At 71.3% G+C, this 26,608-nt stretch carries 27 protein-coding genes; 15 read left to right on the top strand and 12 right to left on the bottom strand.

What is annotated here, in order from left to right; translation table 11 throughout:
* Positions 1 to 236: 236 nt before the first annotated feature.
* Positions 237 to 1,097: a L,D-transpeptidase family protein gene (locus ABEB09_RS11650; RefSeq protein ID WP_345689815.1), complete on the bottom strand. Its 861-nt coding sequence runs from the start codon at positions 1,095 to 1,097 to the stop codon at positions 237 to 239.
* A 220-nt stretch (positions 1,098 to 1,317) separates the two neighbouring features.
* Here ABEB09_RS11650 and ABEB09_RS11645 point away from each other — a divergent pair, with 220 nt between their 5' ends.
* The 4 genes from ABEB09_RS11645 to ABEB09_RS11630 all read left to right on the top strand — a co-directional run bounded on the left by ABEB09_RS11645 (position 1,318) and on the right by ABEB09_RS11630 (position 7,061).
* Positions 1,318 to 2,898, top strand: a complete 1,581-nt coding sequence (locus tag ABEB09_RS11645; protein WP_345689813.1) for an acyl-CoA mutase large subunit family protein — start codon at positions 1,318 to 1,320, stop codon at positions 2,896 to 2,898.
* A gap of 50 nt (positions 2,899 to 2,948) precedes the next feature.
* Positions 2,949 to 3,782, top strand: coding sequence for a MerR family transcriptional regulator (locus tag ABEB09_RS11640; protein ID WP_345689811.1), 834 nt, complete (start codon positions 2,949 to 2,951; stop codon positions 3,780 to 3,782).
* 181 nt (positions 3,783 to 3,963) lie between these two features.
* On the top strand, positions 3,964 to 5,187 hold the full coding sequence (locus ABEB09_RS11635) for a M20 family metallopeptidase (protein ID WP_345693915.1): 1,224 nt from the start codon (positions 3,964 to 3,966) through the stop codon (positions 5,185 to 5,187).
* 824 nt (positions 5,188 to 6,011) lie between these two features.
* Complete coding sequence (locus ABEB09_RS11630; protein ID WP_345689809.1) at positions 6,012 to 7,061, top strand: BMP family lipoprotein; 1,050 nt, start codon at positions 6,012 to 6,014, stop codon at positions 7,059 to 7,061.
* 75 nt (positions 7,062 to 7,136) lie between these two features.
* Here the strand turns inward: ABEB09_RS11630 and ABEB09_RS11625 are convergent, their stop codons facing one another.
* Positions 7,137 to 7,397: a hypothetical protein gene (locus ABEB09_RS11625; RefSeq protein ID WP_345689807.1), complete on the bottom strand. Its 261-nt coding sequence runs from the start codon at positions 7,395 to 7,397 to the stop codon at positions 7,137 to 7,139.
* Here ABEB09_RS11625 and ABEB09_RS11620 point away from each other — a divergent pair.
* The 7 genes from ABEB09_RS11620 to ABEB09_RS11590 all read left to right on the top strand — a co-directional run bounded on the left by ABEB09_RS11620 (position 7,287) and on the right by ABEB09_RS11590 (position 14,115).
* A complete protein-coding gene (locus tag ABEB09_RS11620; RefSeq protein WP_345693914.1) occupies positions 7,287 to 8,852 on the top strand; it encodes an ABC transporter ATP-binding protein in 1,566 nt (521 codons plus the stop codon). The genes ABEB09_RS11625 and ABEB09_RS11620 overlap by 111 nt on opposite strands.
* Positions 8,849 to 9,958, top strand: coding sequence for an ABC transporter permease (locus ABEB09_RS11615; RefSeq protein WP_345689805.1), 1,110 nt, complete (start codon positions 8,849 to 8,851; stop codon positions 9,956 to 9,958). The genes ABEB09_RS11620 and ABEB09_RS11615 overlap by 4 nt, the downstream gene beginning before the upstream one ends.
* Positions 9,955 to 11,226 (top strand): ABC transporter permease, encoded by a 1,272-nt coding sequence (locus tag ABEB09_RS11610; RefSeq protein WP_345689803.1) that lies wholly within the window; start codon positions 9,955 to 9,957, stop codon positions 11,224 to 11,226. Before ABEB09_RS11615 ends, ABEB09_RS11610 begins: the two co-directional genes overlap by 4 nt.
* Positions 11,223 to 11,630 carry a cytidine deaminase gene (locus tag ABEB09_RS11605; RefSeq protein WP_345689801.1) on the top strand — a complete coding sequence of 136 codons (408 nt, stop codon included), beginning with the start codon at positions 11,223 to 11,225 and terminating at the stop codon, positions 11,628 to 11,630. Before ABEB09_RS11610 ends, ABEB09_RS11605 begins: the two co-directional genes overlap by 4 nt.
* 107 nt (positions 11,631 to 11,737) lie before the next feature.
* A complete protein-coding gene (locus ABEB09_RS11600; RefSeq protein ID WP_345689799.1) occupies positions 11,738 to 13,015 on the top strand; it encodes a thymidine phosphorylase in 1,278 nt (425 codons plus the stop codon).
* Positions 13,016 to 13,131: 116 nt separating this feature from the next.
* Positions 13,132 to 13,737 (top strand): Uma2 family endonuclease, encoded by a 606-nt coding sequence (locus ABEB09_RS11595; protein ID WP_345689797.1) that lies wholly within the window; start codon positions 13,132 to 13,134, stop codon positions 13,735 to 13,737.
* A gap of 30 nt (positions 13,738 to 13,767) precedes the next feature.
* On the top strand, positions 13,768 to 14,115 hold the full coding sequence (locus ABEB09_RS11590; RefSeq protein WP_345689795.1) for an STAS domain-containing protein: 348 nt from the start codon (positions 13,768 to 13,770) through the stop codon (positions 14,113 to 14,115).
* Here the strand turns inward: ABEB09_RS11590 and ABEB09_RS11585 are convergent.
* From ABEB09_RS11585 to ABEB09_RS11575, 3 genes are all read right to left on the bottom strand, one after another.
* Positions 14,048 to 15,025, bottom strand: a complete 978-nt coding sequence (locus tag ABEB09_RS11585; protein WP_345689794.1) for a sigma-70 family RNA polymerase sigma factor — start codon at positions 15,023 to 15,025, stop codon at positions 14,048 to 14,050. The genes ABEB09_RS11590 and ABEB09_RS11585 overlap by 68 nt on opposite strands.
* 82 nt (positions 15,026 to 15,107) lie before the next feature.
* On the bottom strand, positions 15,108 to 15,755 hold the full coding sequence (locus tag ABEB09_RS11580) for a L,D-transpeptidase family protein (protein WP_380841545.1): 648 nt from the start codon (positions 15,753 to 15,755) through the stop codon (positions 15,108 to 15,110).
* Positions 15,756 to 15,947: 192 nt separating this feature from the next.
* Complete coding sequence (locus ABEB09_RS11575) at positions 15,948 to 17,243, bottom strand: MFS transporter (RefSeq protein ID WP_345689792.1); 1,296 nt, start codon at positions 17,241 to 17,243, stop codon at positions 15,948 to 15,950.
* 62 nt (positions 17,244 to 17,305) lie between these two features.
* Between ABEB09_RS11575 and ABEB09_RS11570 the strand changes: the two genes are divergently transcribed.
* The gene (locus tag ABEB09_RS11570) at positions 17,306 to 18,268 is read left to right on the top strand and encodes a LysR family transcriptional regulator (protein WP_345689790.1); all 963 of its coding nucleotides are present in this window, start codon (positions 17,306 to 17,308) and stop codon (positions 18,266 to 18,268) included.
* Positions 18,269 to 18,277: 9 nt separating this feature from the next.
* Here the strand turns inward: ABEB09_RS11570 and ABEB09_RS11565 are convergent, their stop codons facing one another.
* Entirely contained in the window at positions 18,278 to 19,054 is a 777-nt protein-coding gene (locus tag ABEB09_RS11565; RefSeq protein ID WP_345689788.1) for an alpha/beta hydrolase, read from the bottom strand.
* Between the two features lie 147 nt (positions 19,055 to 19,201).
* Here ABEB09_RS11565 and ABEB09_RS11560 point away from each other — a divergent pair, with 147 nt between their 5' ends.
* Both ABEB09_RS11560 and ABEB09_RS11555 read left to right on the top strand, forming a co-directional pair.
* Positions 19,202 to 20,356 (top strand): adenosine deaminase, encoded by a 1,155-nt coding sequence (locus tag ABEB09_RS11560; protein ID WP_345689786.1) that lies wholly within the window; start codon positions 19,202 to 19,204, stop codon positions 20,354 to 20,356.
* A 138-nt stretch (positions 20,357 to 20,494) separates the two neighbouring features.
* Entirely contained in the window at positions 20,495 to 20,833 is a 339-nt protein-coding gene (locus ABEB09_RS11555; RefSeq protein ID WP_345689784.1) for an ATP-binding protein, read from the top strand.
* Between the two features lie 86 nt (positions 20,834 to 20,919).
* Here ABEB09_RS11555 and ABEB09_RS11550 read toward each other — a convergent pair whose 3' ends face one another.
* From ABEB09_RS11550 to afsQ1, 5 genes are all read right to left on the bottom strand, one after another.
* Entirely contained in the window at positions 20,920 to 21,120 is a 201-nt protein-coding gene (locus ABEB09_RS11550; protein ID WP_345689782.1) for a PspC domain-containing protein, read from the bottom strand.
* 89 nt (positions 21,121 to 21,209) lie between these two features.
* Positions 21,210 to 21,818: a VanZ family protein gene (locus ABEB09_RS11545; protein WP_345689780.1), complete on the bottom strand. Its 609-nt coding sequence runs from the start codon at positions 21,816 to 21,818 to the stop codon at positions 21,210 to 21,212.
* 63 nt (positions 21,819 to 21,881) lie between these two features.
* Positions 21,882 to 22,505 (bottom strand): hypothetical protein, encoded by a 624-nt coding sequence (locus ABEB09_RS11540; protein ID WP_345689778.1) that lies wholly within the window; start codon positions 22,503 to 22,505, stop codon positions 21,882 to 21,884.
* 5 nt (positions 22,506 to 22,510) lie between these two features.
* Positions 22,511 to 24,028 carry an ATP-binding protein gene (locus ABEB09_RS11535; protein ID WP_380841494.1) on the bottom strand — a complete coding sequence of 506 codons (1,518 nt, stop codon included), beginning with the start codon at positions 24,026 to 24,028 and terminating at the stop codon, positions 22,511 to 22,513.
* A 64-nt stretch (positions 24,029 to 24,092) separates the two neighbouring features.
* On the bottom strand, positions 24,093 to 24,770 hold the full coding sequence (gene afsQ1 / locus ABEB09_RS11530) for a two-component system response regulator AfsQ1 (protein ID WP_345689774.1): 678 nt from the start codon (positions 24,768 to 24,770) through the stop codon (positions 24,093 to 24,095).
* A 193-nt stretch (positions 24,771 to 24,963) separates the two neighbouring features.
* On the opposite strand from afsQ1, the gene ABEB09_RS11525 reads away from it, so the two are divergent.
* Complete coding sequence (locus tag ABEB09_RS11525) at positions 24,964 to 25,701, top strand: SigE family RNA polymerase sigma factor (RefSeq protein ID WP_345689772.1); 738 nt, start codon at positions 24,964 to 24,966, stop codon at positions 25,699 to 25,701.
* Between the two features lie 185 nt (positions 25,702 to 25,886).
* Here the strand turns inward: ABEB09_RS11525 and ABEB09_RS11520 are convergent, their stop codons facing one another.
* A complete protein-coding gene (locus ABEB09_RS11520) occupies positions 25,887 to 26,585 on the bottom strand; it encodes a uridine kinase (RefSeq protein WP_345689770.1) in 699 nt (232 codons plus the stop codon).
* Between the last annotated feature and the right edge of the window lie 23 nt (positions 26,586 to 26,608).

Below are 26,608 nucleotides of genomic sequence, written 5' to 3'. Positions count from 1 at the left end.
CCCGGGTTGCGCGACACTCCGGCACGCCCCTGACCAGCGATTTAAAAAAATCCGGTCGGGGGTGTGACGTTTTTGGAGCCGGTGACGCAGTAATGAGTGAGCCGACTGGTCATCGGCCGCGCAAGGAGCCGGGGTTCCCCCCGTACCTACGGCTCAGCGCATCTGGCGCGGGTGGGGCACGTTCCCCCGGTCCCACCCGCGCCACTCTCACGCCCGGGACATCGCCCGGCCGGCCGTCACCAGTGGACGACGACCTTGTCGCCGACCTTCACCTGCTCGAACACCTCGGCGAGGCGCTGCTTGTCCCGCACGTTCACGCAGCCGTGCGAGGCGCCGTTGTAGCCGCGGGCCGCGAAGTCCGCCGAGTAGTGCACCGCCTGGCCGCCGCTGAAGAACATCGAGTACGGCATGTCCGAGTGGTAGAGCGTCGACTTCCACTGGACCTCCTTGCGGTCCACCTTGAACGTGCCCTCGCGCGTCGGCGTGTTCACCGAGCCGAAGCGCACGTCCATCGCCGCGATCACCTTGCCGTCGATCATCCAGGCCAGGGTCCGGCTCTCCTTGCTGATGCACAGCACCCGGCCCGTCATACAGCGCTCGTCCGGCGTGTCCAGTTCGTTGGTGGTCTGCGGCTTCAGCTCGTTCTGCGTCGGCGTGCGGGTCATGCCCAGCAGCTTCTGCCAGGTCGCCTCGTCGACCGAACCGGTCGCCGGCAGCCCCTGCTTCTTCTGGAACGCCGACACCGCTTCGGCGGTCAGCTGGCCGTAGAAGGCCGTGGGGGAGCGGTGGAAGTGGTCGAGCTGCCGCAGCCGCGCCTGCAGCTCCCGCACCTGCTCGTTCTCCGTGCCCTTGGCCATCAGCGCCTTCGCCGACGGCGAGGCGGAGGCGGACGGCGACGTCCCGTCGGACGGCTTGCCGTCGGCGGACGGCGACGCGGAGGAGGCAGAGGACGGGGCACCCGCCGACGGAGCGGCGGTGGCACCGGCCGGCGTCGACGTCCCGGCCGCCCCCACGGCCTGGGACGTGCAGCCGGAGGCCAGGGCGACCGCGGCGGCGGACAGCAGCACTCTGCGCAGAACGGACGTACGACGGTGCATGGGAGCCCCCCGGGTAATGGATCGTTTGTCCGTAGGGATAGTTCGCGGACCGGGACGGTTGCCCCCCACCGGGGCGGTTGTGACGATGCTGTGACGCGGGCCGTGCGGGACGCTGTGAGCAAGGTCCCAGCGTGCGGCTCTCCACCGGCCGCACGCCCGCCGCTACAGTCCGTCGCGAGGGTCGGTACTTGCGAGTAGGTCTATCGGGAAGGCACAGCACATGGCGCGCGAGTCGGAGTCGGGACTGCCCATCGAGCCGGTGTACGGGCCGGACGCCCTGGCCGGCTGGGACCCCGGTGAGAAGCTGGGCGAGCCCGGCTCGTACCCCTTCACCCGAGGCGTCTACCCGTCGATGTACACGGGCCGCCCCTGGACCATGCGCCAGTACGCCGGCTTCGGCACCGCCGTCGAGTCCAACGCCCGCTACAAGCAGCTCATCGCCAACGGCACCATGGGCCTGTCCGTCGCCTTCGACCTGCCGACCCAGATGGGCCACGACTCGGACGCCCCGATCGCCCACGGCGAGGTCGGCAAGGTCGGCGTGGCCATCGACTCCCTCGACGACATGCGCGTGCTGTTCGGCGGGATCCCGCTGGACAAGGTGTCCACGTCGATGACGATCAACGCCCCCGCGGCCCTGCTGCTGCTCCTCTACCAGCTCGTCGCCGAGGAGCAGGGCGTCAGCGCCGACAAGCTCACGGGCACGATCCAGAACGACGTGCTGAAGGAGTACATCGCCCGCGGCACGTACATCTTCCCGCCCAAGCCCTCGCTGCGCCTGATCGCCGACATCTTCAAGTACTGCAAGGCCGAGATCCCCAAGTGGAACACGATCTCGATCTCCGGCTACCACATGGCCGAGGCCGGCGCGTCCCCCGCGCAGGAGATCGCCTTCACCCTCGCCGACGGCATCGAGTACGTCCGCACCGCCGTCGCCGCGGGCATGGACGTCGACGACTTCGCCCCGCGCCTGTCCTTCTTCTTCGTGGCCCGCACGACGATCCTGGAGGAGGTCGCGAAGTTCCGCGCCGCCCGCAGGATCTGGGCGCGCGTGATGAAGGAGGACTTCGGCGCGAAGAACCCCAAGTCGTGGATGCTGCGCTTCCACACCCAGACGGCGGGCGTCCAGCTCACCGCCCAGCAGCCCGAGGTCAACCTCGTCCGCGTCGCCGTCCAGGGCCTCGCGGCCGTGCTCGGCGGCACCCAGTCGCTGCACACCAACTCGTTCGACGAGGCCATCGCGCTCCCCACGGACAAGAGCGCCCGCCTCGCGCTGCGGACCCAGCAGGTCCTCGCGTACGAGACGGACGTGACGGCCACCGTCGACCCCTTCGCCGGCTCGTACGTCATCGAGCGGATGACCGACGACGTCGAGGCCGCCGCCCTCGAACTCATGACGAAGGTCGAGGACCTCGGCGGAGCGGTCTCCGCGATCGAACGCGGCTTCCAGAAGAACGAGATCGAGCGCTCCGCCTACCGCATCGCCCAGGAGACCGACTCCGGCGAGCGGGTCGTCGTCGGCGTGAACCGCTTCCAGCTCGACGAGGAGGAGCCGTACGAGCCCCTGCGCGTCGACCCGGCCATCGAGGCCCAGCAGGCCGAACGCCTCGCCAAGCTCCGCGCCGAGCGCGACCAGGCGGCCGTCGACGCGGCCCTCGCCGAGCTGAAGAAGGCCGCCGAGGGCACGGACAACGTCCTGTACCCGATGAAGGACGCGCTGAAGGCCCGCGCCACCGTCGGCGAGGTCTGCAACGCCCTGCGCGAGGTGTGGGGCACGTACGTCCCGACGGACGCGTTCTGACGGGACGGCTTGACCCTGACACCGTGTGAGGCCGTGTCGTAGGAGTCGTCATGTTCATCATCGGAGACTTCGCCCGGCACGGCCGCGTGTCCGTCCGCATGCTGCGTCACTACGACGCCGTCGGACTGCTGCGCCCCGCCCACGTCGACCCGTACAGCGGCTACCGGTACTACGAGGCGGGGCAGCTGGCCCGGCTCAACCGGATCATCGCGCTCAAGGACCTCGGGTTCACCCTCGACCAGGTGCGGTCGATCGTGGACGACGAGGTCGGCGCGGCCGAGCTGCGCGGGATGCTGCGGCTGCGGCGGGCCGGGCTGGAGGCCGCGCTCGCGGAGGCGGCCGCCCGGCTCGGTCAGGTCGCGGCGAGGCTCCGGGCCATCGAGAGCGAGGGACACATGCCCACACAGGACGTCGTGATCAAGCAGATCCCGGCCGTACGGATCGCCGAGCTGACCGGGACCGCCGCGAGCTTCGGCCCCGAGGACATCGGGCCGGTCGTCGGCCCCCTCTACGACGAGCTGTGCGCCCGCCTGACGGCCGCGGGCGTCAGCGGCTTCGGACCGGGCATCGCGTACTACGAGGACGCCCCGGCGGGCGACGGCTCGATCGTCGTCCACGCCGGGATCACCGTCCCGGCCGGCCTGGCCGCCTCCGACGTACCGGACGTCGAGCTGGTCGACCTGCCGGCCCTCCAGGAGGCGGCCACCGTCATCCACCGCGGACCGATGGACGACGTGCTGCCGACCGCCCAGACCCTCGCCACCTGGATCGACGCCAACGGCTACCGCTCGACGGGCTACACCCGCGAGCTGTACCTGGAGTGCCCGGAGGACAGGGCGGGCTGGGTCACCGAACTCCAGGAGCCAGTCGTAAACGACTGTTAACAACGGATGTCCCAACGGCGTCGTAAGATCGAAGCAACCCTCAAATCGCGTGAGCTTACCCACTTCGGACCCCCCTCAAGCCCGCTCAACCGGGTTTCTTTCCCCTATCGGGCTGAAGTTTTGTAGATCACACGTCAGTTGAGGGGTAAAGACGCCTACCCTTTGATGGGTGAACAAGTTGATGTCCCGCGAGCCCGAAGCCGACGTTCCCGGCGAAACGCCCCTCCTCGGTACGCTGCCGGAGTCCCTGCGTACCGAGCTGATTGCCTTCCGCAGGGATTTGCACATGCACCCTGAGCTGGGCAACCAGGAGTTTCGCACCACCGCCGCGCTCAAGGCCCGGCTGGAGGCCGCGGGCCTGCGCCCCCGGGTTCTTCCCGGGGGCACCGGGCTCACCTGTGACATCGGCACCTGGGACGGCCACCGGCCGATGCTGGCGATCCGTGCGGACATCGACGCGCTCCCCATCCCGGACACCAAGGTCGACTGCCCCTACCGCTCCACGGTCCCGGACCGCGCCCACGCCTGCGGCCACGACGTTCACACCACCACGGTCCTGGGCACGGGCCTGGTCCTCGCGGACCTCCACCGCCAGGGGCTGCTGCCCCGCCCGATCCGCCTGATCTTCCAGCCCGCCGAGGAGGTCCTGCCCGGCGGCGCGGTGGACGCGGTGGAGGCGGGCGTCCTGGACGGCGTAGGCAAGATCATCGCCGTGCACTGCGACCCGCGCGTCGACGCCGGCAAGATCGGGCTGCGCGTGGGCGCCATCACCTCGGCGTGCGACCGCCTGGAGGTCACCCTCGACGGGCCCGGCGGCCACACGGCCCGCCCGCACCTGACCACGGACATGGTCACGGCCGCCGCCCGCGTCGCCACGGACGTCCCCGCCCTGCTCGCCCGCCGCGTGGACGCCCGCTCCGGCCTCGTCCTCACCTGGGGCCGCATCGAGGCGGGCCACGCCCCGAACGTCATCCCCCAGCGCGCCGAGCTGGGCGGCACCATGCGCTGCCTGGACCTGGCGGCCTGGCGCGACGCGCCGGACCAGGTGTACGCGGCGATCGACGAGGTCGCGACGCTGCACGGCGCGAAGTGCACGATCAACTACGTGCGGGGCGTGCCGCCGGTCGTGAACGACCCGGTCATCACGGAACTCCTCCGCGAGGCCATGACCCGGCGCTGCGGCCCGTACGCGGTCGAGGACACCGAGCAGAGCCTCGGCGGCGAGGACTTCTCCTGGTACCTGGAGCACGTCCCCGGCGCCATGGCCCGCCTCGGCGTCCGCCGCCCCGGCGACCCGTCCCGCCACGACCTCCACCGCGGCGACTTCGACGTGGACGAGGCCGCGATCAAGGTAGGCGTAGAACTCTTCACCGCAGCGGCCCTGATCGACGCAGGCGCCCGCTGACCCCCGACGGGCGGCCCCACCCACCCCACCCCCACCGGCACTAAGCCGCCCACGGGCGGGCGGTCCCACCCACCCCACCCCCACCGGCGGTGAGCCGCCCACGGGCGGGCGGGGTCCACCCACCCCACCCCCGCCGGGGGTGAGACGCCCGTCAACGGGACGGGGGTGGACCGGGGGTCGCGCGCGCAGGATTGGCGACGCAGCAACGCTTCGCTGTCATGGGCCCGAGCGAGCCAATCTGAGCACGTGACCCCCGGGCCGCACCCGGACTCACCCACCGTCGTGGCGCGCAGGGGGTGGGCCCTCAGGCCGGGGGCCGTTCCTCGTTGTGCCCACCCGTTCCTCCCCAAAGGACTACGTCCAGGGGGGACCCCCATGCGGAACGACTGCCCACAACGAGGAACGGCGGCACCGGCGACGCCGGCCCACAACGACGGAACGGCGGCACAGCGACGCCGGCCCACAACGACGGAACGGCGGCACAGCGACGCCAGCCCGCAACGAGCGAACGGCGGAACGGCGGCGCTGGCCACCGGAACGGCCCCGGGCACGCGTGGCGGCGGTCCGCCACGTGTGGCCAAAAGCCCCCGTTGCGCCGGACGGCGTAGCCTCCGGCGTGGGCCCGGGCGCGCCCCCGGGGGACCTGTCACGCTGGGCCCACCGCCAGCACACGCGGCGCACGCGGAGGCGAACACGGGGCAGCCTGTTCGCGACGAATCGATAACGGCTTCCGTACAGGGCTTTATCTGACATCTACGCGCGTTACGATCGCCCGCGAAACCAGCGCCGGAAGAGGCGCTTCGGTCAGGTCGAAGGAGCCCCCCTTGCGCCGGATCACCAGGATCGCCACCGTGGGCGTCGCGTCCGCGGCTCTCGCGCTCAGTGTCACCGCGTGTGGCGGAAAGAAGTCGTCGGACGCCGGTTCCGACTCGAAGGAAGCCAAGGCAGCCATCGCGTACGACATCGGTGGCCGCGGCGACCAGTCGTTCAACGATGCCGCGTTCGCCGGCCTGGAGAAGGCCGAGAAGGACTTCGGCATCAAGGGCACGGAGGCCGAGCCCAGCGAGGGCGAGGGTGACCCGGACAAGGTCCAGCGCCTCACCGAGCTGGCCCGCGCCGGCAACAACCCGGTCATCGGCGTCGGCTTCGCGTACGCCCCGGCGATCGCCGAGGTCGCGCCGAAGTTCCCGAACACCACGTTCGGCCTCATCGACGACACGTCGAAGACCGGCAAGAACATCGCGAACCTGGTCTTCAACGAGGAGCAGGGCTCCTACCTGGCCGGCGTCGCCGCCGCCAAGGTGACCAAGTCCAACACCGTGGGCTTCATCGGCGGCGTCGAGACCCCGCTGATCAAGAAGTTCGAGGCGGGCTTCGTCCAGGGCGTCAAGGACACCAACAAGAACGTCAACGTCAAGGTCCAGTACCTGACGCAGCCGCCGGACTTCGGTGGCTTCTCGAAGCCGGACCTGGGCAAGGCCGCCGCAGAGGGCCAGATCGACGCGGGCGCCGACGTGATCTACGCCGCCGCCGGTCTCGCCGGCTCGGGCTCGATCGAGGCCGCCGCCAAGGCGAAGAAGTGGGCCATCGGCGTCGACTCCGACCAGTACAACCAGTCGGGTCTGAAGGCGTACCGCGACTACATCCTCACCTCGGTGACGAAGGACGTCTCGGACTCCGTCTACAACCTGATCAAGTCCGTCAAGGACGGCAAGCCGCAGTCCGGTGAGATCCGCTACGGCCTCGACAAGGACGGCGTGGGCCTGGCCGCCTCGAACCCGGCGTACACCAAGATGACCGACGTCATCGCCGCCGTGGACAAGGCCAAGGCAGACATCATCGCCGGCAAGATCAAGGTCAAGACCGCCCCGTAAGCGGTCACGCGGTCAGAACTTTCCCGCGGGTCCGGACGCCTGTGGCCGTACGTGCCACAGGCCCCGGACCCCGGGTCAGGTTCTGGCCATGGGTTTTTGGCATTCGGGATCGCTACGCGCGTAGAGCGCGCGTAGAACACTCTCCGGCGCGATAACTTCGAGCCTCACCGTGCCCCAGCCCTTCCTCCTGCTTCTCCGCTCCTTTCTCGCCAAGGAGAGTGCGTCATCAACGCGTCCAGCCCCCCCGCCGTAGAACTGCGCGGCATCACCAAGCGCTTCCCCGGAGTCGTCGCCAACCGCGATATCGACATCACCGTCCGCAAGGGCACCGTCCACGCCCTCATCGGAGAGAACGGCGCCGGCAAGTCGACCCTGATGAAGATCCTCTACGGCATGCAGAAGCCGGACGAGGGCACCATCACCATCGACGGCACCCAGGTCTCCTTCTCCAGCCCCGCCGACGCGATCGCCACCGGCATCGGCATGGTCCACCAGCACTTCATGCTGGCCGACAACCTGACCGTCCTGGAGAACGTCGTCCTCGGCGGCGAGAAGCTGTACGGCATCGGTGCCAAGGCCCGCCAGAAGATCAAGGAGATCTCGGACGCGTACGGGCTGAACATCCGCCCCGACGTCCTGGTCGAGCACCTCGGTGTCGCCGACCGCCAGCGCGTGGAGATCCTCAAGGTCCTCTACCGCGGCGCCCGCACGCTCATCCTCGACGAGCCGACCGCCGTGCTCGTCCCGCAGGAGGTCGACGCGCTCTTCGACAACCTGCGCGAGCTCAAGGCCGAGGGCCTGACCGTCATCTTCATCTCCCACAAGCTGGGCGAGGTCCTGCAGGTCGCCGACGACATCACCGTCATCCGGCGCGGCACGACCGTCGGCACCGCCGACCCGAAGACGGCCACCACCAAGCAGCTCGCCGAGCTGATGGTCGGCACCGAGCTGCCCTCGCCCGAGACCCGCGAGTCGACGGTCACGGACGTGCCCATGCTCACCGTGAAGGGCCTGCGGCTGACCGAGACCGACCCGGACGGCGTGGTCCGCGAGACCCTCGCCGGCATCGACTTCACCATCCACAAGGGTGAGGTCATGGGCATCGCCGGCGTCGAGGGCAACGGCCAGACCGAGCTGATCGAGGCCCTGATGGGCATGCGCCAGCCCGACGAGGGCGCCATCACCCTCGACGGCGAGGACATCTCGAAGGCCCCGACCCGCCGGCGCCGCCAGGACGGCATCGGCTACATCCCCGAGGACCGTCACCGCCACGGCCTGCTGCTGGAGTCCCCGCTCTGGGAGAACCGCATCCTCGGCCACGTCACCGAGGCGCCCAACAGCAAGCGCGGCATCCTCGACCCCAAGGCCGCGCGCCGGGACACCGAGCGGATCGTCCGCGAGTACGACGTGCGCACCCCCGGCATCGACGTCACCGCGGCCTCGCTCTCCGGCGGCAACCAGCAGAAGCTGATCGTCGGCCGCGAGATGAGCCACGCGCCGAAGTTCCTGATCGCCGCCCACCCCACGCGGGGCGTGGACGTCGGCGCCCAGGCCCAGATCTGGGACCAGATCCGGGAGGCCCGCCGCGAGGGCCTCGCGGTGCTGCTGATCTCCGCCGACCTGGACGAGCTGATCGGGCTCTCCGACACCCTGCGGGTGATGTACCGCGGCCGCCTGGTCGCGGACGCCGACCCCGCCACCATCACTCCCGAGGAGCTGGGCTCGGCCATGACGGGCGCCGCCACCGGCCACCTTGAGCACAACGAGAACGCGGACGGTGAGGGCCGATGAGGACATTCGACAAGGACCGGCTGATCCTGGGCCTCGCCGGCCCGGTGCTCGCGCTGGTCGTGGCCTTCCTGCTCACCTCCGTGGTGCTGCTGAGCTCGGGCCTCAGCCCCTTCGAGCCGTACGAGGTGATGGCGCGGCAGATCGAGTTCGTCGATGTCCAGGTGCTCATCCTCAACCAGACCGGCATCTACTACCTCGCCGCTCTCGCCGTCGCCATCGGCTTCCGGATGAACCTGTTCAACATCGGCGTCGACGGCCAGTACCGCCTCGCGGTCATGTTCGCGGCCGTCGTCGGCGCGTCCGTCGAGCTGCCCGCCCCGCTGCACGTCCTGCTCATCGTGCTCGTCGCGATGCTGGTCGGTGCCCTCTGGGCCGGTATCGCGGGCGTCCTCAAGACCACCCGCGGGGTGAGCGAGGTCGTCTCCACGATCATGCTCAACGCCATCGCGACCAGCCTGATCGCCTGGCTGATCCTGCCCGCCAACCTGGGTGTGCAGCCCCCCGGCTCCAACAACACCACCACGGGTGACATCCCCTCCTCCGGCTGGTTCCCCGGCGTGGAGCTGGAGGGCGGCACGATCTACGGCTTCACCTTCATCGCCTTCGCGCTCGGTGTCGTCTACTGGTTCATGCTGAACCGCACCCGCTTCGGCTTCGACCTGCGCGCCACGGGCGCCAGCCAGACGGCCGCCCAGGCCAGCGGCGTCGACGCCAAGCGGATGGTCCTGACCGCCATGCTGATCTCGGGTGCGCTCGCGGGCCTGTCCGGCATGCCGATGCTGCTCGGCCAGACCCACACGTACAGCCTCAGCTTCCCCGTCGGTGTCGGCTTCACCGCCATCACCATCGCGCTGCTGGGCCGCAACAGCCCGATCGGCATCTTCTTCGCGGCCCTGCTCATCTCCTTCCTGGAGAAGACCGCGGAGGGCCTCGGCCTCGCGGGCTACCCGAAGGAGATCGCGATCATCATGCAGGGCCTGATCGTGATCGCCGTCGTCGTGTCGTACGAACTCGTCCGCCAGTACGGGCTGCGCCGCCAGCAGGAGAAGGTCGGCGAGGAGCTCGCCGCCCAGGCCCGCAAGAACAAGGAGGGGGTCGCGGCATGAGCGAGTCCACCAGCACCGTTTCGGCCACGGCCGTCGCGCCGCCCAAGGGCGGCGGCAAGCGCAAGCTGTCCCTGCCCGTCATCCTGCTGATCGTCGCGGCCGGCCTGCTGCTGTTCTCCCTGGTCCGCACGATCAGCGGCGCCAACGACCTGACCTCCATCGGCCAGATCTCCGGCGCCCTCCAGCTCGCCGTGCCCATCGGCCTCGCCGGCCTCGGCGGCCTGTGGGCCGAGCGGGCCGGTGTGGTCAACATCGGTCTCGAAGGCATGATGATCCTGGGCACCTGGTTCGGTGCCTGGGCGGGCTACCAGTGGGGCCCGTGGACCGGTGTCCTGCTCGGCATCGTCGGCGGCGCGCTCGGCGGTGTGCTGCACGCGATCATGACGGTGACGTTCAACGTCAACCACATCGTCTCCGGCGTGGCCATCAACATCCTGGCCGTCGGTGCCACCCGCTACCTGTCGGACTTCACGTTCGCCGAGGCCGCGGGCGGCTCCTCCAAGCAGTCCCCGCGCATCGACCGGATCACCGACATCACCATCCCCGGACTGTCGGAAGGGCTGGCCGACCTCCAGGCCAAGCACTGGTTCTTCGTCTCGGACCTCGCGGGCGTGCTCGGCGGCCTGGTGACCAACCTGTCCCTGCTGACCGTCCTCGCGCTGCTGCTCGTCCCGGCCACCTGGTGGATCCTGTGGCGCACCGGCTTCGGCCTGCGGCTGCGCTCCTGCGGCGAGAACCCGGTGGCCGCCGAGTCGCTCGGCGTGAACGTCTACAAGTACAAGTACATCGCCGTGATCGTCTCCGGCGCCCTGGCCGGCCTCGGCGGCGCCTTCCTGGTGATCGTCTCCACCGGTATCTACCAGGAGGGCCAGACCGGCGGCCGCGGCTACATCGGCCTCGCCGCGATGATCTTCGGCAACTGGATGCCGGGCGGCCTCGCCCTCGGCGCCGGACTGTTCGGCTTCACCGACAGCCTCAAGCTGCGCGGCGGCGCCGACAACGTCCACGCGATGCTCCTGCTGCTGGCGATCCTGCTGGTCGCGGCCGCCGCCTGGCAGCTGTACAAGAAGAAGTACCTGCCCGCGGTGGTCTCCGCGGTCGTGGCCGGTGCCCTCTTCCTCTGGTACTCGATGACGGACAAGCTGCCCAGCCAGTTCGTCGACGCCGCCCCGTACGTGGCCACGCTGCTGGTCCTGGCGCTCTCGGCGCAGCGGCTGAGGATGCCCAAGGCCGACGGCATGCCGTACAAGAAGGGCCAGGGCAAGTGACGCCTGCCGAGCGGGAGTCCGGCTTCGACTGGGAGGCCCTGCGTGCCGTCGCCCGGGACGCCATGTCCCACGCGTACGCGCCGTACTCGGGCTACGCGGTCGGTGCGGCGGCCGTCGCCGACGACGGCCGCACGGTCAGCGGCTGCAACGTGGAGAACGCCTCCTACGGCATCGGCCTGTGCGCCGAGTGCGGGCTCGTCTCCCAGCTCCAGGCCACCGGCGGCGGCCGCCTCACGCACTTCGTGTGCGTGGACGGCCGCGGTGACACGCTGGTGCCCTGCGGGCGCTGCCGGCAGCTCCTGTTCGAGTTCGGCGGCGGCGAGCTGCTGGTCGACACCCCCGACGGCATCCGCACGCTCGACGAGATGCTGCCGCAGGCGTTCGGCCCGAAGCACCTCACGTAACCCCCCCGCGACCCTTCTGCCTCCCCTCGGCAGAAGGGTCGCGCCACTTACCATCTCTATGCGCGTAGACATGCCCCAGGCATCCCGCTGGAAGGAACACTGAGCACATGGACGCGATTTCCGTCATCCGCACCAAGCGGGACCGCGGCGAGCTGACCCCCGAGCAGATCGACTGGGTCATCGACGCCTACACGCGCGGCGAGGTCGCCGACGAGCAGATGTCCGCCCTCGCCATGGCGATCCTCCTGAACGGCATGAACCGGGCCGAGATCGCCCGCTGGACCGCCGCGATGATCGCCTCGGGCGAGCGCATGGACTTCTCCTCGCTCTCCCGCCCCACCGCCGACAAGCACTCCACCGGCGGCGTCGGCGACAAGATCACGCTGCCGCTCGCCCCGCTCGTCGCCGCGTGCGGCGCCGCCGTCCCGCAGCTCAGCGGCCGCGGCCTCGGCCACACCGGCGGCACCCTCGACAAGCTGGAGTCCATCCCCGGCTGGCGGGCCCTGCTCTCCAACGAGGAGATGCTGCACGTCCTCGACACCACCGGCGCCGTCATCTGCGCCGCCGGCGACGGCCTGGCCCCGGCGGACAAGAAGCTCTACGCGCTGCGCGACGTGACCGGCACGGTCGAGGCTATCCCCCTGATCGCCTCCTCCATCATGTCGAAGAAGATCGCCGAGGGCACCGGCTCGCTCGTCCTCGACGTGAAGGTCGGCTCCGGCGCCTTCATGAAGAACATCGACGACGCCCGCGAGCTGGCCTCCACCATGGTCGGCCTCGGCACCGACCACGGCGTGAAGACCGTCGCCCTGCTCACCGACATGTCGACCCCGCTCGGCCTCACCGCGGGCAACGCCCTGGAGGTCCGCGAGTCCGTCGAGGTCCTGGCCGGCGGCGGCCCCGCCGACGTCGTCGAGCTGACCATCGCCCTCGCCCGCGAGATGCTCGACGCCGCCGGCGTCAAGGACGCCGACCCCGCCAAGGCCCTCGCCGACGGCTCGGCCATGGACGTCTGGCGCCGGATGATCGCCGCGCAGGGCGGCGACCCGGACGCGACCCTCCCGGTCGCCCGCGAGCAGCACGTCGTCACGGCCCCGGAGTCGGGTGTCCTGACCCGCCTGGACGCCTACGACGTCGGCGTCGCCGCCTGGCGCCTCGGTGCGGGCCGCGCCCGCAAGGAGGACCCGGTGCAGGCCGGCGCGGGCGTGGAACTGCACGCCAAGCCGGGCGACACGGTCACCGCGGGCCAGCCGCTGATGACCCTGCACACCGACACCCCGGAGAAGTTCGACTACGCCCTGAAGTCCCTGGAGGGCTCCTGGGACATCGCGGCCGCGGGCACGTCCTTCACCCCGAAGCCGATCGTCCTGGACCGCATCGCCTGAGCCTGAGGGATGATGCCGGGGGCATATGCCCCCTTCGGGTGAACGGGACCGGTAGACCCTTATCGGTCCCGTTCGGCATGCTGGGATCGGTGACGCACCGATACGAGGAGACCGCCATGAGCGCACTCACCGTCGACCCCCCGACGGCCCAGGGCCACGAGTGGGACGACGTTGTCCGGATCTGGGAGGAAACGGACGCACCCGAGGGCTGCAAGGTGGAGATCATCGAGGGGATCGTCACCGTGTCACCTACGCCCACCAACAGCCACAACAGCATCGCCGCCAAGGTTCAGCGACGCCTGTACACGGTGATCCCGGAGGACTGGGGCATTTATCAGACCCTCGCCGTCGCCATCCCCTCCCGCCTGGGCATGTTCATCCCCGACCTCGTCGTGGCCCCGGAGTCGGTTTTGGATGAGCCGGGCAATTACATCCCCGCCACCGCCACCGCCGCCGAGTTGGTCGTGGAGATCACCTCGAAGTCCAACGCCACCCATGACCGGGTCGAGAAACTGAACGGCTATGCCGCAGCGGGCGTGCCGCTCTACCTGTTGATCGACAGCTGGCACGTAGGCCGCCCCACCGCCACGCTGTACGGCGAGCCAAAGAACGCGACGTACCACGTGCTGGACGTGGTGAAGTTCGGCGACAGAATCCACCTTCCTGCCCCCTTCGACCTCACCATCGACACAGGAGAATTCCCCGTACCCCCCCTTCGATGAGTTCCTGGCGCTGATGGGGTCCCTGTTCATGTGAAGGACACGGACCCCATCGTTCTGAAGCTCGCCGACCCCATCGAACCCCCCGACGTCCCCCGCCTCTGCGCCGAGCTGGCCGAACAGCTCGGCGCCCGGGCCTCGCCCGGCCATGTCGTCGTGGACGTCGCCGCGCTGACCCGACCGGGCCTCGCCGCCGTCGATGCCCTCGCCCGGCTGCACCTGACCGCCCGGCGGCTCGGGCACCCGCTGGCCGTACGGAACGCGGGGCCGCAGCTGTTGGCGCTGCTGGCGCTGGTCGGGCTGACCGAGCTGGTCAGTCCTCCAGACGGTCCGGCAGGTCGAACAACGGGAACCAGCGCTTCACGTCCAGGAACGACGTGATCCCCGAGACCTTCCCGTCCACGATCTCGACGACCATGAGCGCCCACGGGCTGAACCCGCCCTCCGGGTCCGGGTGGTAGTGCGCGAACGCCGGCGTGCCGTTCGCCACCGTCGGCACCAGCCGCGAGCCCCGGCACACCTCGCCCACGCCCAGCATCCAGCCCACGATGTCGTCGTGGCCCCGCAGCCACAGGTCGTAGGGCGGCATGGACAGCGTGGCGTCCTCGTGGAGCAGCGCCGTCAGCGCCGCCATGTCGTACGCCTCGAACGCCGCCACGTACCGGTCGAGCAGGCCGCGCTGCTCCTCGTCCAGCGGGTTCGCCGTGTCCGTGCGCGCCGGGTCCGACGCGGCGAGCGTCGCCCGCGCCCGCTGCAGCGCGCTGTTCACCGACGCGACCGAGGTGCCCAGCAGTTCCGCGACCTCGCTCGCCTTCCAGGCCAGCACCTCGCGCAGGATCAGCACGGCCCGCTGCTTCGGCGGCAGGTGCTGCAGCGCCGCCACGAAGGCGAGGCGCACCGACTCCCGGGACAGCGCCGTCTCCGCCGGGTCGGCGGCCTGCGGCAGCACCCGCCCGTCGGGTACCGGCTCCAGCCAGGTGACCTCGGGGCGGGCGCTCAGCTGGGCCTGGGCGACCGGCGTGGCCGTCGTCAGGTCCATCGGGCGGGCCCGCCGGTTGCCCGCGCCCAGCGCGTCCAGGCACACGTTCGTCGCGATCCGGTACAGCCACGAGCGCAGCGACGAACGGCCCTCGAACCGGTCCAGGCTGCGCCAGGCCCGCACCATCGTGTCCTGCACGGCGTCCTCGGCCTCGAAGGCGGAGCCCAGCATCCGGTAGCAGTAACCGGTCAGCTCCGTGCGGTACTCCTCCAGCCGGGCGTCCATGTCCTCCGGCGCCGCCACATCGGCCATCGCGTCCACCCCTGTCGCGCTGTTCGTGCCTTTCCTCCGGACGCTACAGGAGGGCACTGACAACGGGGGCGGACGCCGTGGATCAGGTCCCGGGCTTGCGCCCGTAGACGAAGACGTCGTCCCCGTTCTTCAGCAGGTTCCAGTACGCCTTCGCGTCGTTGGGGCGCATGTTCACGCAGCCGCCGGAGCCCGGCGGGTTGTACATCGACTTGGTGGTGGAGTGGAACGCCTGCCCGCCGTCGAAGAACTGCGAGTACGGCATCCACACCTTGTAGATCGTCGACCAGTGGTTGCGGCTGCGCCAGTAGATCTTCTTGGCGCCCGTACGGGTCTCGGCGCCGTCCCGGCCCGTGCGCACGGGCACCGGCCCGAACACCAGCTTCGACCCGTCCTGGATCCAGCTGAGCTGTCTCGTCAGGTCGACGCACGCGATCCGGCCCTTGTTGACCGGGCACGTGCCGGCCTTGTTCGGCGTCTTCCCGGCCGCCCGCTGGGCCAGGATCGTGTTCATCGTCCGCCAGGTGAGCGGACCCGCGTACCCCACGGACGGCGTGATGCCGTGCGCGAGCTGGAACGACCGTATGGCCTTGCAGTCGGCCGGGGACTGCTTCCCGTCCACCGGCCGCCCGAGGAACTTCTCGACCTGCTTCTGATACGGACCCGTCTGCGTCGTGCAGGTGGCGGCCTGCGCCGTCCCCGGACCCACGGCGACCGTCAGCGGGACCACCATCCCCGCGACGCCGAGCGCGGTCCCCGTGCGCCGCAGCCAGGCCCCTCCCTTGACACCCTTGACACCCATGACAGCCCTTCCCCCTCGCGTCCGGTGCGGTTGTCGCACCCGTAGGACGCTCGCGGGCGGCGTGCGGTTGTAGGGCGGGGAGGAGGAACTCGGTCACGGCTTGGTGACGGGCCGGCGACCGGCTCAGTGCCGGGCCACGGCCGCCGCGCACGGCGTGCCCGCGCGGCTCGCGCGCACCACCCGTCGCTCCTGCACCCGCGCGCTGTGCGTGCCGTACAGCGTGATCGACACGACGCCGAGCACCGCGACCAGGCCGAGCAGGACCGTGCCGGCCCACCCGCCCGCGTGGAAGGCGACCGCGCCGAGCGTGCCGCCGACGCTGCTGCCGAGGTAGTACGCCGACTGGTACAGCGCCGAGGCCTGCGCCCGGCCGGTCTTCGCGGTCCGGCTCACGGACGACGAGGCGACCGCGTGCCCCGCGAAGAAGCCCGCCGTGATCAGCACGAGCCCCGCCAGCACGGCGGCCAGCGAGCCCGACAGCGACAGCAGCAGCCCGGCCGCGGTCGTCGTCACCGCCACGTACAGCGCGCCGCGCCGGCCCATCCGGCCGACCAGCTTCCCGGCCGCGGCCGACGAGACCGTACCGACCAGGTAGACGAGGAAGATCGAGCCGACGACGCCCTGCGACAGCGAGAACGGCGCCTCCGCGAGCCGGAAGCCGATCACCGTGTACACCGCGCCGAACACCGTCATGAACAGCGCGCCGATCGCGTACAGCCGCATCAGCAGCGGGTCCGACAGATGCGTCCGCACGGTCCCGGCGAGCACCCGCGGGTTCAGCGACGCGGGCGTGAAGTGCCGCGCCCGCGGCAGCAGCAGCCGGTACGCCACGACGCACGCGGCCGCCATCAGCCCGACCGCGGCCAGCCCGGCCCGCCAGCCCCACAGCTGCGCGGCCCAGCCGGTCACGATCCGGCCGCTCATCCCGCCGATGCTGTTGCCCGCGACGAACAGGCCGATCGCCGCCACCAGCGCCTTGGGGCGCACCTCCTCCGCCAGGTACGCCATCGCCGACGCCGGGACGCCCGCGAGCGCCGCGCCCTGCACGGCGCGCAGTGCGACCAGCCACTCCAGGCTCGGCGCGAACGGCACCAGCAGGCCGACCGCGACGGCGACCACGAGGGAGACGGTCATCAGGGCCCGCCGGCCGAACCGCTCCGACAGGGCGCTCAGCGGCAGGACGCACAGCGCGAGCGCGCCGGTCGCGGCCGAGACGGTCCAGCTCGCCGCCGACGCGGTCACCGCGAACTCGGCGGAGACGGCGGGCAGCAGGGCCTGGGTCGAGTAGAGGAGGGCGAAGGTGGCGACGCCGGCGGCGAAGAGGGCGAGGCTCATGCGGCGGTAGCCGGGCCGGCCGGGGGCAAGGCGCGTATCGGCGTCCACGGGTGTCGTGGACGCCTTGGTACTGGCGGGAGACATGCCTCGACCGTAGGCATCCGTTTTTCATGCGTCCAATGCATGGAACGGCTTTAATCGTTCCCATGGTGCATGAGTACAGGTCAGAGGGTCGGCTGTCACCGAACAGTAACGAAGAAGAAACGGGTCTGCTGCTTGCGCCTCGCCTCGCGTACTTCGCGGCGGTCGCCCGCCACGAGCATGTGACCCGGGCCGCGCAGGAGACCGGCGTCCCGCAGTCCACCCTGTCCCGGGCCGTGGCCCGGCTGGAGGAGGACCTGGGCGTGACCCTCTTCGCCCGGCAGGGCCGCACGGTGTCGCTGACGCCCGCGGGCCGGACGTTCCTCACCTCGGTGGAGCGGGCGCTCGGCGAGGTGGAACGGGCCGCCGACGCCGTACGGTCCGACGCCGACCCGGCCGCCGGGCGCGTCGCCTTCGGGTTCCTCCACACGATGGGCTCGGAGACCGTACCGGGTCTGCTGCGGGCGTTCCGCGTCGACCACCCGAAGGTCCGCTTCACGCTCGTCCAGAACTACGGCGAGGCGATGATCGAGCGGCTGCGCGCCGGCGAGCTGGACCTGTGCCTCACCTCGCCTGTGCCGGACGCGCCCGACCTGGTCGCCCGCCGCCTCGACGAGCAGCGGCTGCGGCTCGTCGTGCCGGACGACCACCGGCTGGCCGGCCGCAAGCGCATCCGGCTCGCGGAGGCCGCCGACGAGGCGTTCGTGACCCTGGAGCCCGGCTACGGCCTGCGGCGCATCACCGACCACCTGTGCGCCGAGGCCGGGTTCCGGCCGCGCGTGGCGTTCGAGGGCGAGGAGGCCGAGACGCTGCGCGGCCTGGTCGCCGCGGGCCTCGGCGTCGCCCTGCTCCCGCCGCCCGCCGTGGCGCGCCCCGGGGTGGTGGAGCTGACGGTGACGGCGCCGCGGGCGGTACGCGAGATCGGCGTCGCCTGGTCGGCGGGCCACCCGGACACGCCCCCGGTGGCCGCGTTCAAGAAGTTCCTGCTGTCGCAGCGGGGGAAGCTGCTGCGCGAACACCTGGAGTAGACGGGCGGATCACGGCCGCAGCGACTTGCCGAAGCCCGCGGCCAGCGGCATCCGCAGCCCCAGGGGCGGTGGTGCCGCGAAGGCGTCCGCGACCGGGCGGGAGAACGGGCGGTCGCACAGCGCGCCCAGGACGAAGTCGGCCGCCAGGGACAGCACTTCGTCGTGGTGCTGGCGCAGCGCGTGCCCGTCCGAGTGCACCTCGAACCGGCAGGTGTCGCGGTTCACCTTCTTGGCGCGCTCCGCCAGCCGGTACGACAGTTCCGGGGCGGTCCGCGCGTCGTTCGTGCCGTGCACCACCATGACCTGACGGCCCACCAGCTGCCGTACCGGCTCGGGTTCGGCGGCCATGTCGTCCTCCGGCAGCCACGGCGCCAGCGCGAGCACGGACGTGACGGCCGCGTGACCGGCCGCGTGCAGGGCGGCCCGCCCGCCCATGCCGTGCCCGGCCAGGCAGACCGGGACGTCGCCGTACCGGCGTACCACCTCGGTGGCCGCCCAGCGTGCGTCGGCCGCGAGCCGGGCGTCCGGGCCGTTCCAGCCCCGCCCGCCGTACCGCACCGGATGCGCGACGAGCCCGAGGTCCCGCCCCGCGCGGGCCAGCCGCCGGGCCAGCGGGCGCAGCGCGGCGTAGGCCAGCGGCGAGGCGCGGCGGCCCGACCGGGGCTCGCCGTCGGCCAGGAGCAGGACCACCCCGCCCACCGGCGACGCGGTCCCCGAACCCCCGACGGCCCGCCCCAACCGGGGTTCCCGCGCGCCGCCCGACCCTACGAGTGCGTGGAGTGCCATGGCAGAACAGTCTCAGAAGGAGAGGTGTACGCCACCCGTCCAGCCGGTCACCGTTGGGTATCGGACCGCACGCCCGTCACAGGACGCGTCACGGCCAACTCGCGTCGAGGGACTGCTCTCTACGCGCGTAGGGGCTACAGTGCGAAAATGACGAGCCAGAGCCCCACCCTCCCCACCGCGGACCAGATCCGCCGCGCCCCGAAGGTCCTGCTCCACGACCACCTCGACGGCGGCCTGCGTCCCGGCACGGTCGTCGACCTCGCCCGCGCCACGGGCTACGACGCGCTTCCCGAGACCGATCCCGCCAAGCTCGGCCTGTGGTTCCGCGAAGCCGCCGACTCCGGCTCCCTGGAGCGGTACCTGGAGACCTTCGCGCACACCTGCGCCGTCATGCAGACCCGCGACGCGCTGTTCCGGGTCGCCGCCGAGTGCGCCGAGGACCTCGCCGCGGACGGCGTCGTGTACGCCGAGGTGCGCTACGCGCCCGAACAGCACCTGGAGGGCGGGCTCACCCTCGACGAGGTCGTCGCCGCCGTCAACGACGGCTTCCGCGAGGGCGAGCGGCGCGCCCAGGCCGCCGGCCACCGCATCCGGGTCGGCGCCCTGCTGACCGCGATGCGGCACGCGGCCCGCGCCCTGGAGATCGCCGAACTCGCCAACGCCCACCGCGACGCCGGGGTCGTCGGCTTCGACATCGCGGGCGCCGAGGCCGGCTACCCGCCCACCCGGCACCTCGACGCCTTCGAGTACCTCAAGCGGGAGAGCAACCACTTCACGATCCACGCCGGCGAGGCGTTCGGCCTGCCGTCCATCTGGCAGGCCCTCCAGTGGTGCGGCGCCGACCGGCTCGGCCACGGCGTGCGCATCATCGACGACATCCGGACCGCCGAGGACGGCACGGTCACCCTCGGCCGCCTCGCCGCGTACGTCCGCGACAAGCGCATCCCCCTGGAGATGTGCCCGACGTCCAACCTCCAGACCGGCGCCGTCGCCTCGTACGCCGACCATCCCATCGGCCTCCTGCGCCGACTGCACTTCCGCGTCACCGTCAACACCGACAACCGGCTGATGTCCGGAACGAGCATGAGCCGCGAATTCGAGCTGCTGACCGAGACCTTCGGTTACACGCTCGACGACCTGCAGTGGTTCACGGTCAATGCGATGAAATCAGCTTTCATTCCTTTCGATGAACGGCTGGCCATGATCAATGACGTCATCAAGCCGGGATATGCCGAGTTGAAGTCCGAATGGCTGTTCAAGCAGACCGCGGTGACCAGCGGTTCTGTCGGTCAGAAAAGCTGAGCTACCCCGCAGCTGACTTACGGAAACGGCCGGTGAATTCCATGACCCGGCCGTTTCCGGTGTTTGCGGCCGGTACCGGCGGCTGGCTAAGTTGCAGAGCCGCTCATCTCCCCCGAGTTCCCCCAAGGACGATTTTCGATGAAGCAGTCCGCTGCCAAGTCCCTCGGTGTCGCCGCGCTCGGTGCCGCTTTCGCCGTCTCCGCCGCCGGCAGCGCCGCCGCGGCCACCGCCGTCCCGACCGGACCGGCCCTGGACACCGTCAGCAAGGCCCTCGCCGTCGGCGAGACCGCCGAGCTCCCCGGCGGAGCCGGTGAGGCGCTGGCCGTGACCAGGGGTGCCCTCGACACCGTCAGCAGCGCCGCCCCCAGCGTCCCGGTCGAGACCCCCGTCGACCCGGTCATGAGCCTCCTCGGCGGCCTCCCGCTCGGCAACCTCCCCGTCGGCGGCAGCCTCCCGGCCGCAGGCCTCGGCGGCTGACCGCACCACGCGAAGCGGCGGTGGGCGCGCACCCTCGGGTGCGCGCCCACCGCCTTCTGCGTACCGTCCCCCGTACCCCGTGGGCCCTACCAGGCGGGATTCGCGGACTTCTCCTGCGGCAGCAGCATCCACAGCGCCAGGTACAGCAGGAACTGCGGGCCCGGCAGCAGGCACGACACCAGGAAGATCACGCGCATCGTCGTCGCCGAGGTGCCGAAGCGCCGTGCCAGCGCCGCGCACACTCCGCCGATCATGCGTCCGTCACGAGGGCGGGCAAGTGCGGCCATGGTGGGCTCCTTCGCGAGCTTCGCGGAAGCCGCTCCGTCGGGCTTCCGATGCGTCCATCCTCACCCGGCCAACGGGACAAAGCGTCGGACTACGGGGCGATCCCGACCCTGGGAATCGTCGGGGTCGCACCCTGAGGTACGTCCTCCCGCAGCAGGGTCCCGCCCCGCCCCCGCCTCCTGCCCGCGACGGACCGCCGGTCAGCCGAACCCGGAGCCGCGGGACCGCCGCCCCCGCGCACCCTGCGCCGGATCCGCGCCCGCCACGCCGGGACCACCGCCAGGTGCGCCAGCGCCACGCCGACCGTGTTCAGCAGCACCGCGTCCACATCGACGACCCGCCCCGGCACCGCCGTCTGCAACAGCTCGATGCCCAGCGACACCAGCGCACCCGCCGACACCGTCCGGGCCAGCGACGCCCAGGGCGACACGTCGAGCCGCGCGTCCGCCAGCGGCAGCAGCACCCCCAACGGCGCCAGCAGCAGCAACCCCTCGGCGATCCGCCGCGCGGCCTGCGCGGGACCCAGCGCCAGATCGGCCTTGATCCCGGCCAACGGCTCCAGATTGGCCGCGGTCACCCACATCACGTCCAGCGGCCGCAGCGTCAGCCACCCCACGAGCACCAGATGAACGAAGAGAAGGACGAGCCCCGCCACGCGGTAGCGGATGGCGGCGCTGCCGCCCGAACCTTGACGCTGCACGCCCCCCAAGACGTACGCGGCGGCAGGATCGGTTCCGCGTCCGACCCGACAGGCCCGGGAGAATCAGGGCGCCAGCGTCGGCACAGCCGACTCCGGCCGCTCCTTGAGCGTCTGGTCGCACCGGTAGTGGCGCACCGGATAGTCCCCCGGACCGCCCAGTACGGCCGCCCGGTCCACCGACGTCGCCGCGCTCTCCGCGTACGTGCAGACGATCTGCGCCAGCGCCGCCGGCGGCAGGTCCTCCGGCTGCCGGCTCAGCCGCAGCGTCCCCGCCGGATCACCCGCGCGCCCCGCCGACACCTTCAGCGGCGTCTGCACGTACGTGGTGAAGCCGGCCTCCCGCTCCGACGCCGACGGCCGCGCCGCCAGCTCGTCCAGCAGGGCCTGGGCCGTCAGCACCCTGCCCGCCCCGGTCCGGTCCTCGGGCAGCCGTACCGTACGGTCCACCGCCTCCAGACCGGACGCGCACACCAGGTACACCCGGGCCGGCACACCCTCGTGCGCCTGCGTCGCCAGAGACGCGTCCGACAGGCTGCACGGCATCCGCGACGGCGCACCACCCGCGTCCACCGGCACCGACGTCGGCCGGATCCCGCACCCCGCGGTGACGGCGGCGACCACGGCGAGCCCCGCGAGCGCCGCGACCCGGCGGCCGCGCCACCGCCGCCGCTGCTGAGGCACCCTCATGCCGGTCACTCCGCTTGCCCCTCATCCCCTTGGCCGTTCCGTTCCGCACCCGTACCCGCGTCCGGGTCGCCCTCCGGGGCGACGCCCGAACCGTCCATCGGCAGGCGCAGCGTGAACACGGCACCGTCCCCGTCCGGCGAGTTGGCCGCCGTGATGCCCCCACCGTGGATCAGCGCGTTCTCCATCGCGATCGACAGGCCCAGACCGCTGCCCTCCGACCGCGGGCGCGACGCGCTCGCCTTGTAGAACCGGTCGAAGACATGCGGCAGGACGTCCTGCGGAATGCCCGGGCCGTGGTCGCGCACCTCGATGACCAGCTCGTCGCCGGTCGTCCGCACCGACACCCGCACCGGCGAACCGCCGTGCTTCAGCGCGTTGCCGATCAGGTTCGCCAGGATCACGTCGAGCCGCCGCGGATCCAGCCGCGCCACGATGCCCCGTTCGGCGTCCAGGTCCACCGCGTCCAGCCACGCCCGCGCGTCGATGCACGCCGTGACCTGGTCCGCCACGTCCACGTCGTCCAGGACCAGCTTCGCCGTACCCGCGTCGAACCGCGTGACCTCCATCAGGTTCTCGACGAGCGTGTTCAGCCGCCGCGTCTCGCTGATCACCAGCGACACCGCCGGCGCGATCATCGGATCGAGGCCGTCCTGCTCCTCCTCCAGGACCTCCGGCACCGCGGTCAGCGCCGTCATCGGCGTCCGCAGCTCGTGCGACATGTCGGCGACGAACCGGCGGCTGGACTCCTCCCGCGCGCTCATGTCCGCGACCTTCTTCTGCAGGCTCTCCGCCGCCGCGTTGAACGTCCGTGACAGTTCGGCCAGTTCGTCCGTGCCCGACACCCGCAGCCGGGTGTCCAGCTCGCCCTCGCCCAGCCGCCGCGCCGCCTCGCCCAGCCGGTGCACCGGCTTCAGCACCGTCGTCGCCGCCAGCTGCGCCAGCAGCGCCGAACCCAGCAGCGCCAGCAGCGTCGCCACACCCAGCGACCAGCCCAGCGAGTTCAGGTCCTGCCGCTCGGGCTCCAGCGACTTCATCATGTAGCCGGTCGGCCCGCCGCCCGTGATCCGCGTCCCGCCCACCAGGTACGGCGTCCCGCTCCGCGTCGTCCGCAGCCAGAACACGTGGTACGGGTAGGCGTTCCCGGACGTCAGCTCCTGCTTCTCGTCCACCGCCACCCGCAGCGCCTGCGGCACGTCGTCCAGCGTGAACCGGTCCGGGTCCGAGGCCCCGATGATCGGCTTGCCCGCGTCCCGCTCACCCAGCAGCAGCACGCTGTACCCGGCGCTGCCGCCCGCCATCTGCTCGGCGGCGCGCCGCAGTTCCTCCTCGGTCGGGCGCAGCGGCAGAGCCGCCGCCCGCTGCTGCATCTCCTGCCGGAAGTCGCCCAGCGCCGCGTCCTGCGTACGCTTCAGCACCGCCTCGCGGTTCAGCCAGTAGGCGATCCCGGAGGCGGACACGGCGGCGGTGAGCGCGACCAGCGCGAAGACGACGATGAGGCGCACCCTCAGACTCGTCCACCGCATACCCGCACTCAGCGCCCTCTTGGCGGCACCGCTCAATGTGCTGTTCCGTTCCTCACGCTCAGGCTCAGGACGGGGCGTCCAGCCGGTATCCGACACCGCGCACCGTACGGATCAGCGTCGGCGAGGACGGCACGTCCTCCACCTTCGCCCGCAGCCGCTGCACGCACGCGTCCACCAGGCGCGAGTCGCCCAGGTAGTCGTGCTCCCACACCAGCCGCAGCAGCTGCTGCCGCGACAGCGCCTGGCCCGGCCGGCGGCTCAGCTCCAGCAGCAGGCGCAGCTCGGTCGGCGTGAGCTGCAGGTCCTGCCCGTTCTTCGTCACCGTCATCGCCGCGCGGTCGATGACCAGCGAGCCGAACGTCGCCGAGTCCGTGGCCTCACGCTCGCCACGCCGCAGCACCGCCCGGATCCGGGCGTCCAGCACCCGGCCCTGCACCGGCTTGACGACATAGTCGTCCGCGCCGGACTCCAGGCCCACCACCACGTCGATGTCGTCGCTGCGCGCGGTCAGCAGGATGATCGGCAGCTGGTCGGTGCGCCGGATCCGCCGGCACACCTCGAAGCCGTCGATGCCGGGCAGCATCACGTCCAGGACGATCAGGTCGGGCCGCTGCTCGCGCAGCAGTTTGAGGCCCTCCTCACCCGACGCCGCGGTGGCCACACGGTGGCCCTGGCGGGACAGGGAGAGTTCGAGGGCCGTGCGGATGGCGTCGTCGTCCTCGATCAGCAACAGGAAAGGCACGGCGTCATTCTGTCCCATGGGGGAGGAGGAGTTCGACTGTTGGAGCGCTCCCACGCGCTGACCGGTACCTGACCGGTATGTCACGGGCCCCTGTGACACGCCTGTGACAGTCGGCGGACACCGTCATGAAGTCCCCCGGGCAAGCTTTTTGCCACAGACCGAAGCCGACTCCACGACGACAGGGGGGCGTGAGATGAACGCACTGCACAGCACCACCTCAAGCGCAGTTGTCACGCGTCTCCACGATGTCGCCAGGAACACCGAGAAGTCCGGCGCCGTGAACGGGCGGGGGTGCGTTCGCGGCGCCGGGCGTCAGCACAAGGCACACCACATGGTGGCCGTGTCTGACGGGGGGCAGGCGTACGGGGAGGTCATGGGGGAGCGGAAGAGCCCGACGCAGAAGGCGAACGCCGAAGCCGCGTTTACCGCCTACGTCCAGGAGCGCCGCGCCTCCCTGTACGCCACCGCCTACCACCTCACCGGTGACCGCTTCGAGGCCGAGGACCTGCTGCAGAGCGCGCTGTTCTCGACGTACCGCGCCTGGGACCGCATCAGCGACAAGGCGGCGGTCGGCGGCTACCTGCGCCGCACCATGACGAACCTGCACATCAGCGCCTGGCGGCGCCGCAAGCTCAACGAGTACCCGACGGAGGAGCTGCCGGAGACGGTGGGCGACGCCGACGCGATGCGCGGCACGGAGCTGCGCGCGGTGCTCTGGCAGGCGCTCGCCCGGCTGCCCGAACTGCAGCGCACCATGCTGGTGCTGCGGTACTACGAGGGCCGTACGGATCCGGAGATCGCGGAGATCCTGGACATCAGCGTCGGCACGGTGAAGTCGAGCATCTGGCGGTCGCTCCGCCGGCTGCGCGAGGACGAGGTCCTCAGCTTCGGCCGTGACGAGGAGGAGTCCTTCGGCCAGTTGGTGGCCTGAAGGCGGCTGGGGGAAACGGCGCCGGACTCGGGGGAGGCCGGCGGCCGGCACGGGGGTGCAAGGGAAACAAGGGGGGAACGGGGGTCCAACGGGGGAAACGGGGGACTCACGGGGGAAAGGCACAGGGTCGGACGAGCTGGGGGGGCTCGCCCGGCCCTTCGCCGTGTCCGGGGGTGGTGGCGCCGTTACGACCGGGCGGCCGGTGCGCGGTGGCGGCCGGCCGCCGCGGCGGCCAGGCGGCCCAGGGCCTCGCGCTTGTCGCAGGGGTGGGCGCCCAGGCCGGTCTGGCGGGCGACGATCGAGCGCTCGGCACGCATCAGCCGCCAGCCCCTGCGCAGCAGGAACGGCACCGACTTGCGGCCCTCGCGCAGATCCCGCAGCAGCCTGCGGCGGAAGGTGGTCGACGGGCGGCCGCGCAGGCACAGGGCGTCGGCCAGCACGCCCAGTTCCTGGCAGCGTACGGCGATGTCCGCGGCGAAGATGCCCTCCGCGATGAAGAGCGGCGTCCGCTCGATGTCGAGGGTCTCGCGCGCGACGCGGGAGCTGGTGGCGATGTCGTACACCGGGACCGTCGTGCGTCCCGTACCGCACAGCTCCACGATCGCGGCGACCGCCGCGTCCGCGTCCCAGGACAGCGGGGAGTCCCAGTCGACGTCCGTACTGCCCGGGACGAGGGGCAGCGTCGGGTCGTCGCCCTCCTTGTAGAAGTCGTCCAGCCGGAGGACGGGCAGTCCTGCGCGGGCGGCGAGGGACGACTTGCCGGAGCCTGAAGGGCCCGCGAGCAGCACGACGCGGGTCGGGATGGGTTGGGAACTCACGGGACACCAGTGTGAACCATTGGGCCGGTCGGGGGACCCCGCCGGGGACCCGTTGGTATCGAGCATCACACCTCCCCTACGGTGTGTGC

Source organism: Streptomyces coeruleoprunus (assembly GCF_039542925.1).
GTDB lineage: Bacteria > Actinomycetota > Actinomycetes > Streptomycetales > Streptomycetaceae > Streptomyces > Streptomyces coeruleoprunus.
Note: the sequence above shows the minus strand (reverse complement) of the source record. Positions and strands in the feature narration are given on the sequence as shown.